The sequence below is a fragment of the Saccharomonospora iraqiensis subsp. paurometabolica YIM 90007 genome (assembly GCF_000231035.2).
Taxonomy (GTDB): Bacteria; Actinomycetota; Actinomycetes; order Mycobacteriales; family Pseudonocardiaceae; genus Saccharomonospora; species Saccharomonospora paurometabolica.
In genome coordinates, this window is record NZ_KI912225.1 from 83,218 (window position 1) to 96,426 (window position 13,209).

Sequence of the window (13,209 nt, forward strand, 5' to 3'; positions counted from 1 at the left end):
ATACTCACGGGGCGATCGGCAGAGTGGTCGTGCATCCAGTTCGCATCAGTTGATCAATTCGTTACCAGGGCGGTGGGGACTGCTTCAACGCGATGCGCTACTACCTCTGCCAACGTTCTCGATGGCTCCGTACGTAGTCCCTATCGATGGTGTGGCGCTTGTCAGTGCGTAACGAGCCCACGGCATGATCATGGCGGATGATGGTCAGCTCGTCGTCAAGGACAATCACTCCATTGTCGAACATGATGTGGCAGTTGGGGCACAGGCACAGCACGTTACTGGTGACGTCGGGACCGTTGTACGGGGCGCCCAGGGCGTGAATGTGCGCACCTTCGCTGTAGTAGGTTCCTCCAGGGAGCTCGATGCGGAGTTCGCAGATCTGGCAGCGGTGTGCGTGCCATTCCTTGACCAGACGCACGACGCCGCTGCTTCGGACAACCCGTTGCACGGTAGTGGCGGCTTTCTCCGGGGCGTCTCGTCGGCCTGTGTCTGTGGCACCTAACCGGGCATCAGCGACCGACACCGCGTCCATGACCGCAGTCCAGGTGTCGTCGGTGAGGCGGTGCGGTAAACCCGCCCACGGTTGCTGAATCAGGCTCGTGCTGCTGACACGAGTATCTTTCTTGAGTTCATCCCGGGGAATAATCGGATCCACCCACTCGTCTACGACCAGCGGGACGTAGTCGGCGGGTCCGGGCTCTTTGAGCCAGTACCCACCGGCCTGGGTGACGTACCGCAAGTTCCCCGTGATCCGGCCGTAGGCCATGACGCCGCCACCCTTGCCACTTCGCCAGAGGATGAAACGGTCACCGGGGGCGATCTCACTTTTGAAACGCGTGACTTTCCATAACTGGAGGTCCTTGCCATCCCGGCGGAGCTGGTCGATATCGAACAGCTCCGGGTTACACACAAGGCCCCACGTCGCGGCTTCGCCGGCGAGGTCCTCGACCAGGAAGTCCAGTTCGGTCAGCCATTTGACGGCAGCGCCGAGCCCACCACTGAACTCGCCCGCGCGTAACGGACGGTCTTGAGTCCACTGGTGTGCGACCCCGGCGATAGCCTTGGAGTCATAGTGGCGGCCGTCATGCACGAGCACGTACGACTTCGCCTCGCCAAACCCGTACTTCGCCAGGAATCCCGCGCGACCGAGCTCGTCGTACTCAGCTATCGCCTTCAACACTGCGGCCCGAGTGATGTTCCCCATGATCACTTCACGAGACTAGATGTTACTGAGGCTGAGATCAACTTGAGTTGCGGAGTTCGGTTCGACCGCGGCCAGAGGACTCCCAGGGTGTCCCTCTCTGCCAAGCGATCGGAGGGCCGTCTGCGATGAACGGTGTATCCGCGTGGCGACGTCGCTCTACGAACTCCGCAGCGTGCAATACAAGGGATTGACGAAAACCGGGACGCGTCGGACCGTACCAATCCCCCTTGTCGCTGGTCCCGGAGCTCGAACAGGGCAACAGAGACCGCGCCACTCAGCCGACCCTGAGCAGTCCCATGCGGGATGCCAGGCCGCGCGCCTCGCGGGCGACCGCTTGCCGGCGCGCCCGCTCCACCATCGTGGACACGATCTCGCGGACGAACGTGTTGCTCCTGGTCCGTACCGGACCGAGCGTCTCCGCCTGTGCGATCAGCTCGATCACGTCTTCGTCCGGCCGCCGTAGTCCCCACAGGGCACGGGCGTAGTCGATGAAGTAGGTGGTGCGGCGTGAGTTGATTTCGAGGTCACTGGGGTGGATCGACTCCGCGAGCGTGGCGGCCGCCGCGTAGTGGCCGCCTTCGAGCGCCGCCGACATCCGCCACAGGACCACGTTGGCCGGGGTGAACAGCAGGTGATGCCGATTACCGTCCTCGACATGCTCGGCGAGCCCCTCAGCCTCGTCGAGCGCGGCGGACGGGTCCCCACCGATCACAGAGTCGATGAAGCCCGTGGTGAGCGTCAGCGCGCCGCGGACGTCGACCGACTCCTCAGGCACGATCTCGAGCGCATTGGCGGCGAGCACACCGGCGCGGCGGTGCGCACCGAGGCCCGAGCACGCTTGGGTGCGGGCGAATGCGGCGAGCGAGATCCAGTGCGGATCACCGAGCCGCTCGGCGGCCTCGTGCCCCCTGTTAGCCGCGATCCACGCGAGGTCCAACGCACCCAATCCCTTGACCAGCAGCGATGTGGTGTGCGCGACGCTCACGAGCGCCCGGAGCGCTTCCGCCTGCCGCGCGTGCGTATGGAGGGCCGTGATCAGGGGCGGCAGTCGGTGGCCCACCTCGGCCATCTGGTTCGCTTGCCGCATCGCCGCGACCAACTGTGTCTCGGCGACGAGCGACGAGAGTTCGCCTTGCGGCGGATTGTCGTTGAGATCGCTGTCGAGTAGTGCGGCACGGATCGCGGGGACGGTGCTGTCGGCGTCCGGGTCGCGTATCTCGAGCCCGTCACCGGTGATGTCGGCGAGGCTGACCCGCAGCGTGTCAGCGATCGCGACCAGGGTGCTTCGTCGCTCGACCGCGGCCTTCCCGTTCTCGATCTTCGACAGGTAGCCCTTCGACAGGCCGGCGAGGCCGGCGGCTTGCTCAAGCGTCAGGCCCCGCCAACGGCGTAGGCGCCTGATGGTTACCCCAATCGTGTCCATGTTGGCGACCATACCCGCTGAGTTTCCTATGAGGAAACATTCAGCGTGTCGCTCCGCATACCTTCCGTGCACACAAGTCCGAGAAGCCGAGCATGAAGGGGGCACCGATGATTCGCCACTGGTGGCAACCCGCCGAAGGACGACGCCACGCCTACGACCGCACCACCATTACCCCAGGTGCAGACCAGACGTTCACCGCGCTGTGCGGCACGGAGGTCACCCCGACCGCGAGCGACTTCAGTCTGGACGGGCCGCCGAGTCCGACCTGCTGGCAGTGCGACCGCGAAATCCGCGTCCGCGACGGCTGGCCCGCCGAGCAGATCCCGTCACTGGCCGTGGTGGAGGCGATGCCGTGATCGACCGCGACCGCGAACTCCTGGCTCGAATGGCCACGGTCAACCGCACGCTCGGTGGCGTGGCGGTGGAACTGATGGCCCGCCAGGACGGCGGCGAACTGCCCGCCGAGGAACTGCACGAGGTGGGCATCGCCCTGCGCAATCTGGCCGATGACCTGGTCGGCCGCGCCGCCGACCTGCGCGGCCACACACTCCACCGCACCACCGAGGAGCCCCGCTGATGCCCCGACACGCGCTGCTCGACCGCTCCGGCCCCGAGAGCCCCGCTGAGGTCACTCTGCGCCTTCCTCCGATGCACTCCGCCGACACCGCGGTGATGTATCGACTGCCCGAGTACTGGTCCTGGCCCGTGCTCGACCCGGACGTCGAGGCCGACCGGGCCAGGAGTGCACTACGGCAGCGCACCGACCCGCCGGTGGACGTGCTGCGTCGCGTCCTCGACGGGCTCCGCGCTTTGAACTGAGACCCGCCCGGTGCGCTCCTCCCCGACTGCCGCGCCGGGCGGCCCTGTCCCTGATCAAGGCGTCCACCCGCGCTATCTCCGTGCAGCCGGTGACCACAGCCCCCGGTCGGCGCGGATCGAGCGCCCCCGAGCCACACATCCGCTCCCCAGGCCACGCCAGGAATGCGGCGTGGCCCGGGGGGTGCCCCGGGGGCGCCGAATACACGGACAAGCACCACAGGAGACGCGATAACCAGTCCCCGCGACGAATGGGGGTCGTCATGTCCATACCGACCTACATCCGACCCGACCGCACTCTCCGAGTGAAGATCCTCGACGCGTGCGGTATGACCTGCACCTTCTGCCACAACGAGGGAACACCGGTCGCCGCGGACAACTCGCGCCGCACCCTGCCGCTGTTCACCTCGTCCGGCGCCAGCGGTCGAGTATCGATCTACGCCGAGCAAAACGGTGCCAGTTTCATACCAGCGACCATGATGCCGGGCCCCGAGTACGCCGAGGCGATCGGGACACTGCGCGACACGCTCGACGTGTCGGAACTACACCTCACCGGCGGGGAGCCCACGTTGCATCCGAGGCTGGCCGAGCTCGTCCGCATCTCCGTCGACCAGGGCTACAGCGTGCGCATGACCTCGAACGGCGAGAACGGCGCGCGGGCGATCCCGGCCGCTGCTGAGGCCGGTCTGGAGAAGGTGAACTTCTCGGTGTTCGGAACCACGCCCGGGGAGCTCGCGCAGGTGCAGCACCAGCGGTTCGCCGACCTCGACCGCGCCACACGCAAGATCGATACTCTGAGGGCCTCCATCCAAGCGTGCAGCGACCACGGGGTACGGGCGGACGCGAACATCGTGGTGGTGAATCGCGACCACATCGAGCGGGTCCACCGGCTGCTCGATGAGTACAGCCCGGAGCTGTCGGTGCGGCTACTCAACAGCCTCGACGACGGGCGCGACTCGCTCGACGCTATCGCCGCGGTACTCGCGCAGCGTGGCGCCACCGTGGAGGCGCACCACATCACTGCCGGAGCATCCGGGTTCCGCACCTCGTACCTGCTCCCGGAAGGCCGGCGGATCTACGTCAAGCGCATCCGCCCCACCCGGCTGCCGGTGACGTGCCAAGACTGCCGGTTCAACAACGACCGCGACTGCCAGGAAGGGTTCTACGGCACCCGGCTGTACCGGTCGCGGGACAAGCGGTGGCTCGCGGGAGTGTGCATCCAGCGGATGGACCTATGCCAAGAGGTCGGCGACTTCGCCGCGAGCCCGGTGTCACGAGAGATCGTGAACTTCCGCGACGAGGAGCAAACCGCCCTTTCCGCAGACGTGACCCCGCGTGAGAAGGGATAGCATGCAGCGATGCCCATCGAGTATGAGGCGAAGGCCTTGGACATCAACCACCGCGACGTCGCGGAGTGGCTGTCGGACCGGGCGCGCCTGGTGGCGCCGCGGCACCTCCAGCGACGCTACGTCTACGACATCACGCCCGGCGACGACTCGACGTGGATACGGCTGCGGGAGACAGCTGCCGGCGCCACACTGTCCATCAAACGCATTCGCCATGACGGCATCGATGGCACAGACGAGTGGGAAACCGGCGTCGACGACTTCGACACCACCCACCAGATGCTGGGCCTGCTGGGGTTCAACGCGAAGGCGTACCAGGAGAACTACCGCACCAGCTGGGCGTACGAGGGTGTGAAACTCGAGCTGGACGAATGGCCCCACATCCCGCCGTATCTGGAGATCGAAGGCACAGACGAGCAGACAGTGCGCGGCGCTGCGGTGTGGCTTGGTCTGGACCCAGACGTCCTGACCGGGATGAACACCACCAAGGTGTACCGCCACTACGGACTCGAGATCGCCGATTACTCAGAACTACGGTTCGGACACGTTGGGTAACAGATTGGTGGGCGGCCCCGGAGGAGAGAGCCCCCGCACCGCCGGGACACCGGGGAGTACGGGGCTCCCGGTGACGGTCAGGTGCGCGGTTGCGGGGTCCTACCTCGCTGCGTCCTGCAGCGAGTCGATCCACGGCCCGGACCGCTCCCAGGACCCGACGACGGCGGGCGGCGTTGGCAAGAAGGCCGGCGGCATGAACCATGACGAAGGGGCCGCCTACCTGCGTAGACGGCCCCTTCGGTGGTCGGGCTGACAGGATTTGAACCTGCGACCCCTTGACCCCCAGTCAAGTGCGCTACCAAACTGCGCCACAGCCCGGCCGCCACCCTCTGGGAAGGTGACGCCTGTAAGGCTACCGCGCCCCTCCCCCGGGCCGCACACGGGGGTGGCCCCGCCGGAGTCGGCCGTGTCCGGCAAGTCACCGGCGGGACCGGCACGCACCGGAGTGCGTGCGTCGCACTCCGTCAGGCCGCCCGGGCCAGCAGCGGAATCCGGCCGCCGGCGAGCACGGCCTCCACCTGGCGTGGCGACAGCCGGTGGCACACCGTGTACTCCTCGCCCCGAGTCTCGTTGCGGACGGTGAGATCCCCGCCGTCCGGCAGCTGCTCCCGCAGCCCCTCCAGCACCAGTGTGTCCCCCTGGCCGATGCGGTCGTGGTCGGCCGGGTCGGTGAACTCCAGCGCGAGGATGCCGAAGTTCGCCAGGTTCTGCCAGTGGATGCGGGCGAACGACTTCGCCAGCACCGCCTTGAGGCCGAGGTGCCGCGGGGTGATCGCGGCGTGTTCGCGGGACGACCCCTGGCCGTAGTTGTCCCCGCCGACGACGACGTGTCCGCCCGCGGCCTCGGCCGCGCGGTCGGAGTAGGTGGGATCGACCTGGTCGAAGGTGAAGGTCGCCAGCTGCGGAACGTTCGACCGGTACGGCAGTGCCCGCGCGCCCGCCGGGGAGATCTCGTCGGTGGAGATGTTGTCGCCCACCTTGAGCAGCACCGGCGCCTCGATGCGGTCCGGCAGCGGCGGGAAGTCCGGCAGCGCGGAGATGTTCGGGCCCTTCACCAGTGGCTCCTGCCGGGCCTGTTCCGGTGGCGGCGGTTCTTCCAGCATGGCCGTGTTGATGGTCGATCGCGCGGGCAGCGGCAGGTCCGGGTAGGGCATCTCCAGTTTGTCCGCCAGGTCCCGCGGGTCGGTGATCACGCCGGTCAGGGCCGAGGCGGCCGCGGTCTCCGGTGAGCACAACCACACCGAGTCCTCCTTCGTGCCGGAGCGGCCCGGGAAGTTGCGGGGGAAGGTGCGCAGGGAGTTCTGCCCGACGGCGGGGGCCTGGCCCATGCCGATGCAGCCCATGCACCCGGCCTGGTGGATCCGGGCGCCCGCCGAGATCAGGTCGAAGGTGCCGCCCATCTTGGTCAGGTCGGACAGGATCTCCCGCGAGGTCGGGTTGACGTCGAAACTGACGGCGTCATTGGTCTGCCTGCCGGCGACCATGTGCGCGGCGATGGCGAAGTCGCGCAGGCCCGGGTTGGCCGACGAGCCGATCACCACCTGGCTGATCTCGGTGTCGGCCACCTCGCGCACCGGCACGACGTTGTCCGGCGACGACGGTCTCGCGATCAGCGGTTCCGTTGTGGACAGATCGATCTCGTCGGTGACGTCGTAGGTCGCGTCCGGGTCGGCGACGATCTCGACGAAGTCCTGTTCCCGCCCCTCGGCGCGCAGGAACTCGTACACCGCGCCGTCGGAGGGGAACACCGTGGTGGTGGCGCCCAGTTCGGCGCCCATGTTGGCGATCACGTGCCGGTCCATCGCCGACAGGGTGGACACGCCCGGCCCGTGGTACTCGACGATGCGGTTCAGACCGCCCTTGACGCTGTGCCGGCGCAGCATCTCCAGGATGACGTCCTTGGCCGAGACCCACGGCGGCAGCTCCCCCGTCAGCCGCACGCCCCAGATCTCCGGCATCCGCAGGTACACCGGCTGCCCGGCGATCGCGGTGGCGGCCTCCAGACCACCCACACCCATCGCCAGCATGCCCAGCGACCCGGCGGCGGGGGTGTGCGAGTCGGAGCCGACCATGCTCTTGCCGGGCACGCCGAACCGCTGCTGGTGGGTGGGGTGCGAGACCCCGTTGCCCGCCTTCGAGTACCAGATGCCGTACCGGCGGCAGGCCGAGCGGAGGTAGGCGTGGTCCTCGGCGTTCTTCTCGTCCGCCTGCAGCAGGTTGTGGTCGACGTACTGCACGCTCACCTCGGTGCGGGCCCGGTCCAGACCCAGCGCTTCGAGCTCCTGCATCACCAGCGTGCCGGTGGCGTCCTGGGTGAGCGTCTGGTCGATCCGCAGGCCGATCTCCTCCCCCGGCACCATCCGGCCGTCGACGAGGTGATCGGCGATGAGCTTGTGTGCGACCGTGGAACCCATGGGCCCCGGTTACCCACGATCGGGTGTCGGCAATCATGGACGGCATGGTCGGCACGCACCACCGGGACGTGCTGCTCGTGATCGCCGCGGGCGGCGCGCTCGGCAGCCTCGCCCGGTACGGGCTCACCCTGGCGCTGCCGTACCCGACCGGGGGATTCGCGGGGGCGACGCTGACCGCGAACGTCGTCGGCTGTCTGCTCATCGGGGTGCTGACGGAACTGCTCACCCGGCGGGCGGGCGCGCCCCGACTGGTCCGGCCCTTCCTGGGCATCGGCGTGCTCGGCGGGTTCACCACCCTGTCCACCTACGTGCTCGACACCCTCGACACGGCCGCGGCGGGCAGGCCGGTGCTCGCGGTGGTCTACGCCGCGGGCTCGCTGGCCGCCTCGCTGGCGGCGGTGGTGGCCGGGACACTGGTCACCCGGGCCGCGCTGCGCCCCCGCCCGCGGCGCGGCGGTGGTGGCGAGCGGGACGCGGAGGAGCTGTGAGACACCTGTCCGGCCGGGCGCTCCGGCTCATCGTGCACGTCGGGGAGGACGACGTGTGGCATCACCGGCCGCTGTATCACGAGATCGTGCGGCGCGCCCGTGACGCGGGGCTGGCCGGCGCCTCGGTGCTGCGCGGTATCGAGGGCTACGGCGCGAACTCCCTGATCCACACCAGCAGTCTGCTGTCGCTGTCCGAGGATCTGCCGGTCGCCGTGGTGATCGTGGACGAGCCGGAGCGGGTGCGGGCGTTCGTGCCCGAGCTGGAGGAGCTGCTCGACGGGGGCATGGTGACACTCGACGAGGTCGAGGTCGTGCGGTACGCGGCCAGGAACGGGGACCGGTCGTGACGGCCTCGGCCTGGATGGCGCTGTGGGTGGCGCTCGGCGGCGCGACCGGAGCGGTGCTGCGGTACGTGCTGGACCAGCGGGTGCAGCGCGCCACCGGCTCGGCGTTCCCGTGGGGCACGTTGACGGTGAACCTGGTGGGCTCGGCCCTGCTGGGGCTGCTCACCGGGTGGTCGGTGGCCACCGGCGGCACGGACACCGCCCGGGCGCTGCTCGGCACCGGGCTGGCCGGGGCGTTGACCACCTTCTCCACGTTCGGCTACGAGACGGTCCGGCTCGTCACCGAACGCGCGCACCTCTACGCGGTGGCGAACGTGGTGCTGACGGTGCTCGCCGGGTTCGGCGCGGCGGGCGGCGGGATCGCGCTGGCCCTCGGCGTGTGGTCCTGACCCAGGACGCCCGGCTCGGGACCGTCCACCGCACTCCCCTGGCGCGGGCCGGGTCGGCGCGCGAGAGTGGTCGGCATGGTGCTGCCGAAGACACTGGCGCGGTTCAACCGCGTCGCCACCAACCGGGTGGCCGGGCGGATCGCGCCCCGCATGCCGGGCATGGGACTGCTCACCCACGTCGGCCGCCGGTCCGGGCGCCGGTACCGCACCCCGCTGAACGCCTTCCCCACCCGTGACGGCTTCGTCATTCCGGTGACCTACGGCGCGGACAGCGACTGGGTGCGCAACGTTCTGGCCGCGGGCGGCGGCGACCTGACCACCCGCGGCCGGACCGTGCGGCTGGAGCAGGCGCGGCTGGTCACCGACCGCACCCGTGCCGCCGTCCCGGCCGTGGCACGTCCGCTGCTCGGCCTGGCGGGGGTGGACGAGTTCGTCTTCCTCACCGAGGCCGCACGCGGGTCGTCGGACACTCCACCGTCGGATTCGGACGGTGACTAGTCCCCGGCGGTGCCCAGTTCCCGCTTGAGCCAGTCGACCTGGGTGCGCATCAGGTTCTCCGCCACCTCCTCGGCCTGCGGGGTCATGTGCGTGGCGCCCGGCAGCGGGAGGAACGTGTGCGCACGCCCGGCCGCCAACAGCGCCGACGACAGCCGCAGCGAGTGGGCGACGAACACGTTGTCGTCGGCCAGCCCGTGCACGATCATCAGCGGCCTGCGCAGCCGGTCCGCGTCGGCGGGCAGCGAGTTGTGCGCGTAGACCTCCGGCTGCTCGTCCGGGTGACCCAGGTAGCGCTCGGTGTAGGCGGTGTCGTAGAGGGCCCAGTCGGTGACCGGGGCGCCCGCCACGGCCGCGTGGAACACGTCCGGGCGGCGCAGCACCGCCAGCGCGGCCAGGTAGCCGCCGTAGGACCAGCCGCGGATCGCCACCCGGTCCAGGTCCAGCACGCCGGGGCGCTGGCGCGCCACCGCGTGCAGGGCGTCGACCTGGTCGGTCAGGGTGACCCCGGCGAAGTCCCGGGCGATCTCCTTCTCCCACGCCGGGCCCCGGCCGGGGGTGCCGCGGCCGTCGGCGACGAGCACGGCGAACCCCTGGTCGGCCAGCCACTGCGGGGTCAGGAAGGCGTTGCGGCTGCGCAGCACCCGCTGGGCGTGCGGGCCGCCGTACGGGTCGAGCAGCACCGGCAGCGGCCCGTCGCCTTGGTCGTACCCGCGGGGCAGCAGCAGGGCCGCCCGCAGACCCCGTTCGCCGACGGTGAGCCACTCCGGCGCCGGTTCGAGACCGGGGTCGGCCGGGTGCGAGTCGACGTGCGCCACCGGATTCCCGTCGGTCAGCACGGACACGCGGGGCCCGCTGCGGTCCAGGCTCCAGGAGGACACCACGGTCACCCCGGCGGTGCCCGACCCCACGTGCAGGCCGTCCCCGGTGGACAGTCGTTGGACGTCGCCGCCGCGGGTGCGGTAGACGTGGATCTGGGTCGGGTCACCCTCCGAGGCGCTGAACAGCACGTCGTCGCCGACGTCGAGCACCGCGCGCAGCTGGAGCTCCGGCGGGGTGACCGGGGTCCCGTCGATCAGCAGCCGGTGGGCTCCGTCGGCCACGCCGGTGGTCACCAGCCTGCCGTCCGGGGTCCACGCGGGCACGCCGGTGAGGATCTCCACCCACTCCGGGTCGGTCTCGGTGCGCAGCAGGGTCGCCGACCCGTCGGCCGGGTCCAGCGCGTACACCTCGAGGCGGCACTGGTCGCGCGGCATCACCGCGATCAGCGGCGGCCCGCCCGCCGACCAGTGCGCGGCGACCAGGTACTCCCAGTCGGTGTGGGACACGTCCACCCGGCTGCCGTCCAGCCCGACGAACGACAACGAGACCTCGGCGTTGGTGGTCCCGGCGGCCGGGTAGGCGTTGACCGCGGGCGGGGTGTCCGGGTTCGCCGGGTCGGCGATCGTCCACCGGGGCACCGGGGACCGGTCGGTGCGCTGCACCAGCACACTCCGCCCGTCCGGTGCCCACCAGTAGCCCCGCACGCGGCTGAGCTCCTCGGCGGCGATGAACTCGGCCAGCCCCCAGGTGACGTCGTCGTGCTCCGGGGTCACCAGCGCGTGGTCCGCACCGGAGGCACGCTCGACCACCCGCAGCGCACCCCGGCTCGCGTAGGCGACGCGGGCGCCGGTGGGGTCCGGGCGCGGGTCGACCACGGCGTCGTCCACCAGCCCGGTGACCCGCCCGTCGGCGAGGTCGACGGTGTGCAGCCTGCCGGAGAGGCTGAACGCGGCGACGGTGACGTCGCGGTCCACGGCGTAGGTCACCACCCCGCCGGAGCTCTCCCGGGTGCGCTCGCGCCGCGCCCGTTCCTCCGGGGGCAGGTCCTCCTCCCCGGGCAGCAGGGCGGCCGCGTCGACGACCTTGCTCTCCGCGCCGGTGTCCAGGTCGAGCGTGAACAGGCTGTGCCGCCGGTCGTCCGCCGACTCGGCGCGCAGGAACAGCACCCGCCGTCCGTCCGGGGTGACCCGGAAGTCCTTCGGGATGCCGAGGGTGAACCGCTGGGTACGGGCCTGCCGCCGCAGGAACGAGAGATCATCCGTCACGGGAATCCACTCTCGCAGACGGCCACACAGGGTCGCCAACCCGGCGGAGCGCGCCATCCGGACCTCGGCGTCGCTCTCGCTCGTGAGCCGACCGCGCCACCTGATAGGCCCGCTGCGCGCCGGGCTCGCTCATACGGCGCTCACGCAACTCGGTCCAGTTTCCGCGTTCCGTCATCGGGCTCATCCTCCCTCACTCTGCGAATGCTTGCGCAACGAACGCGACGGGGCTCCCGTCGAAGACGCAATGAACGACCGGTGTCGGCAACGGTCGACGGATGAAACCGCCGTGCACGGGGTTCTAGGCTGAACGCATGACGACGCTGCCCGACCTCGACCGCCGCACCGCCGACCTCATCGACCTCGACGAGCGCTTCAGCACGCACAACTACCACCCGTTGCCGGTGGTGATCGCCGAGGCGGACGGCGCGTGGGTGACCGATGTGGAGGGACGGCCCCACCTGGACCTGCTGGCCGGGTACTCGGCGCTGAACTTCGGCCACCGGCACCCCGAGCTGGTCCGCGCCGCGACCGAACAGCTCGGCCGGGTGACGCTGACCTCGCGGGCGTTCCACCACGACCAGCTGGGGTTGTTCTGCCGCGAGCTGGCCGAGCTCACCGGCACCGAGATGGTGCTGCCGATGAACACCGGCGCCGAGGCGGTGGAGTCCGCGCTGAAGGTGGCACGCAAGTGGGCCTACCGGGTGAAGGGCGTGCCCGCGGAGCGGGCGGAGATCGTGGTGGCCGCGGACAACTTCCACGGCCGCACCACCACGCTGGTGTCGTTCTCCACCGACGACGCCGCCCGCGCGGACTACGGCCCCTACACGCCCGGCTTCGTCACCGTGCCGTACGGCGACGCCGAGGCCCTGGCGGGGGCGATCACCGAGCGCACCGCCGCCGTCCTGGTGGAGCCGATCCAGGGCGAGGCCGGGGTCGTGGTGCCGCCGGACGGCTACCTCACCGAGGCCCGCAGGCTCTGCGACGAGGCGGGTGCGCTGCTGATCGCCGACGAGATCCAGTCCGGGCTGGCCCGCACCGGCACGGTGTTCGCGCTGGACCACGAGCACGTCACCGCCGACCTGTACACGCTGGGCAAGGCCCTCGGGGGCGGGATCGTGCCGGTGTCGGCGGTCGTCGGCCGCGCCGACGTGCTCGGGGTGCTGCGCCCCGGCGAGCACGGCTCCACATTCGGCGGCAACCCGCTGGCGTGCGCGGTGGGCCGGGCGGTGGTGCGGCTGCTGTCCACCGGAGAGTTCCAGCAGCGGGCCACATCCCTGGGCGCGCACCTGCACACGCGGCTGTCCGGCCTGCTCGGGCACGGTGTGGCGGCGGTGCGCGGGCGTGGACTGTGGGCCGGGGTGGACCTCGAACCCGGCGGCCCGACCGGCAGGCAGGCCTCCGAGGCGCTGCTGCGCCGCGGGGTGCTGTGCAAGGAGACCCACGGGCACACGCTGCGCATCGCCCCGCCGCTGGTGGTCGAGGAGGCCGACCTGGACCGCGGGATCGACGCGCTGGCACAGGTGGTGGGTGCCGCACCCCGGTGACCCCGGCGTCCGCCGCACCGCACTGCGGGGGGCCGGGTGCGGGCCGGTCGGCGGATCCGGCGACGATGGGCCGGTGACCGACACCTGCGCCCCGGCACGCACCG

At 70.4% G+C, this 13,209-nt stretch carries 14 protein-coding genes and 1 tRNA gene; 10 read left to right on the forward strand and 5 right to left on the reverse strand.

Going from position 1 to position 13,209, the window contains the following annotated elements; all coding sequences use genetic code 11:
• Positions 1 to 100 precede the first annotated feature (100 nt).
• The gene (locus tag SACPADRAFT_RS0209090) at positions 101 to 1,204 is read right to left on the reverse strand and encodes a ScoMcrA-related endonuclease (RefSeq protein WP_007024064.1); all 1,104 of its coding nucleotides are present in this window, start codon (positions 1,202 to 1,204) and stop codon (positions 101 to 103) included.
• 274 nt (positions 1,205 to 1,478) lie between these two features.
• Complete coding sequence (locus tag SACPADRAFT_RS0209095) at positions 1,479 to 2,627, reverse strand: helix-turn-helix domain-containing protein (protein WP_028662343.1); 1,149 nt, start codon at positions 2,625 to 2,627, stop codon at positions 1,479 to 1,481.
• Positions 2,628 to 2,719: 92 nt separating this feature from the next.
• Between SACPADRAFT_RS0209095 and SACPADRAFT_RS0209100 the strand changes: the two genes are divergently transcribed.
• From SACPADRAFT_RS0209100 to SACPADRAFT_RS0209120, 5 genes are all read left to right on the forward strand, one after another.
• On the forward strand, positions 2,720 to 2,983 hold the full coding sequence (locus SACPADRAFT_RS0209100; protein ID WP_233357146.1) for an HC3 family zinc finger protein: 264 nt from the start codon (positions 2,720 to 2,722) through the stop codon (positions 2,981 to 2,983).
• Positions 2,980 to 3,204, forward strand: a complete 225-nt coding sequence (locus SACPADRAFT_RS0209105) for a hypothetical protein (protein WP_007024061.1) — start codon at positions 2,980 to 2,982, stop codon at positions 3,202 to 3,204. Before SACPADRAFT_RS0209100 ends, SACPADRAFT_RS0209105 begins: the two co-directional genes overlap by 4 nt.
• Entirely contained in the window at positions 3,204 to 3,446 is a 243-nt protein-coding gene (locus SACPADRAFT_RS30440; RefSeq protein WP_007024060.1) for a hypothetical protein, read from the forward strand. The genes SACPADRAFT_RS0209105 and SACPADRAFT_RS30440 overlap by 1 nt, the downstream gene beginning before the upstream one ends.
• A gap of 260 nt (positions 3,447 to 3,706) precedes the next feature.
• On the forward strand, positions 3,707 to 4,792 hold the full coding sequence (locus tag SACPADRAFT_RS0209115; protein ID WP_007024059.1) for a radical SAM protein: 1,086 nt from the start codon (positions 3,707 to 3,709) through the stop codon (positions 4,790 to 4,792).
• Positions 4,793 to 4,801: 9 nt separating this feature from the next.
• On the forward strand, positions 4,802 to 5,344 hold the full coding sequence (locus tag SACPADRAFT_RS0209120) for a class IV adenylate cyclase (RefSeq protein WP_007024058.1): 543 nt from the start codon (positions 4,802 to 4,804) through the stop codon (positions 5,342 to 5,344).
• Between the two features lie 241 nt (positions 5,345 to 5,585).
• Here the strand turns inward: SACPADRAFT_RS0209120 and SACPADRAFT_RS0209125 are convergent.
• Both SACPADRAFT_RS0209125 and SACPADRAFT_RS0209130 read right to left on the reverse strand, forming a co-directional pair.
• Positions 5,586 to 5,662 (reverse strand) — tRNA-Pro (locus tag SACPADRAFT_RS0209125).
• A gap of 146 nt (positions 5,663 to 5,808) precedes the next feature.
• Positions 5,809 to 7,758 carry an aconitate hydratase gene (locus tag SACPADRAFT_RS0209130; RefSeq protein ID WP_007024057.1) on the reverse strand — a complete coding sequence of 650 codons (1,950 nt, stop codon included), beginning with the start codon at positions 7,756 to 7,758 and terminating at the stop codon, positions 5,809 to 5,811.
• 35 nt (positions 7,759 to 7,793) lie between these two features.
• On the opposite strand from SACPADRAFT_RS0209130, the gene SACPADRAFT_RS0209135 reads away from it, so the two are divergent.
• From SACPADRAFT_RS0209135 to SACPADRAFT_RS0209150, 4 genes are all read left to right on the forward strand, one after another.
• Entirely contained in the window at positions 7,794 to 8,246 is a 453-nt protein-coding gene (locus SACPADRAFT_RS0209135; RefSeq protein WP_007024056.1) for a fluoride efflux transporter FluC, read from the forward strand.
• Positions 8,243 to 8,593 (forward strand): DUF190 domain-containing protein, encoded by a 351-nt coding sequence (locus SACPADRAFT_RS0209140; RefSeq protein ID WP_007024055.1) that lies wholly within the window; start codon positions 8,243 to 8,245, stop codon positions 8,591 to 8,593. The genes SACPADRAFT_RS0209135 and SACPADRAFT_RS0209140 overlap by 4 nt, the downstream gene beginning before the upstream one ends.
• Before the next feature lie 14 nt (positions 8,594 to 8,607).
• Positions 8,608 to 8,979 (forward strand): fluoride efflux transporter CrcB, encoded by a 372-nt coding sequence (gene crcB / locus SACPADRAFT_RS0209145; RefSeq protein ID WP_040924151.1) that lies wholly within the window; start codon positions 8,608 to 8,610, stop codon positions 8,977 to 8,979.
• Positions 8,980 to 9,054: 75 nt separating this feature from the next.
• On the forward strand, positions 9,055 to 9,477 hold the full coding sequence (locus SACPADRAFT_RS0209150; RefSeq protein WP_007024053.1) for a nitroreductase family deazaflavin-dependent oxidoreductase: 423 nt from the start codon (positions 9,055 to 9,057) through the stop codon (positions 9,475 to 9,477).
• Here the strand turns inward: SACPADRAFT_RS0209150 and SACPADRAFT_RS0209155 are convergent.
• Positions 9,474 to 11,618: a S9 family peptidase gene (locus tag SACPADRAFT_RS0209155; protein ID WP_007024052.1), complete on the reverse strand. Its 2,145-nt coding sequence runs from the start codon at positions 11,616 to 11,618 to the stop codon at positions 9,474 to 9,476. The two genes, SACPADRAFT_RS0209150 and SACPADRAFT_RS0209155, sit on opposite strands and share 4 nt — an antisense overlap.
• 254 nt (positions 11,619 to 11,872) lie before the next feature.
• On the opposite strand from SACPADRAFT_RS0209155, the gene rocD reads away from it, so the two are divergent.
• A complete protein-coding gene (gene rocD, locus SACPADRAFT_RS0209160; protein WP_007024051.1) occupies positions 11,873 to 13,105 on the forward strand; it encodes an ornithine--oxo-acid transaminase in 1,233 nt (410 codons plus the stop codon).
• Positions 13,106 to 13,209: the final 104 nt, after the last annotated feature.

Excerpts from the sequence above, each read along its gene's own strand:
- SACPADRAFT_RS0209090 (WP_007024064.1), bottom strand. The coding sequence starts at position 1,204 with ATGGGGAACATCACTCGGGCCGCAGTGTTGAAGGCGATAGCTGAGTAC.
- SACPADRAFT_RS0209095 (WP_028662343.1), bottom strand. The coding sequence starts at position 2,627 with ATGGACACGATTGGGGTAACCATCAGGCGCCTACGCCGTTGGCGGGGC.
- SACPADRAFT_RS0209100 (WP_233357146.1), top strand. The coding sequence starts at position 2,720 with ATGAAGGGGGCACCGATGATTCGCCACTGGTGGCAACCCGCCGAAGGA.
- SACPADRAFT_RS30440 (WP_007024060.1), top strand. The coding sequence starts at position 3,204 with ATGCCCCGACACGCGCTGCTCGACCGCTCCGGCCCCGAGAGCCCCGCT.
- SACPADRAFT_RS0209115 (WP_007024059.1), top strand. The coding sequence starts at position 3,707 with ATGTCCATACCGACCTACATCCGACCCGACCGCACTCTCCGAGTGAAG.
- SACPADRAFT_RS0209120 (WP_007024058.1), top strand. The coding sequence starts at position 4,802 with ATGCCCATCGAGTATGAGGCGAAGGCCTTGGACATCAACCACCGCGAC.
- SACPADRAFT_RS0209130 (WP_007024057.1), bottom strand. The coding sequence starts at position 7,758 with ATGGGTTCCACGGTCGCACACAAGCTCATCGCCGATCACCTCGTCGAC.
- SACPADRAFT_RS0209135 (WP_007024056.1), top strand. The coding sequence starts at position 7,794 with ATGGACGGCATGGTCGGCACGCACCACCGGGACGTGCTGCTCGTGATC.
- crcB (WP_040924151.1), top strand. The coding sequence starts at position 8,608 with ATGGCGCTGTGGGTGGCGCTCGGCGGCGCGACCGGAGCGGTGCTGCGG.
- SACPADRAFT_RS0209150 (WP_007024053.1), top strand. The coding sequence starts at position 9,055 with ATGGTGCTGCCGAAGACACTGGCGCGGTTCAACCGCGTCGCCACCAAC.
- SACPADRAFT_RS0209155 (WP_007024052.1), bottom strand. The coding sequence starts at position 11,618 with ATGGCGCGCTCCGCCGGGTTGGCGACCCTGTGTGGCCGTCTGCGAGAG.
- rocD (WP_007024051.1), top strand. The coding sequence starts at position 11,873 with ATGACGACGCTGCCCGACCTCGACCGCCGCACCGCCGACCTCATCGAC.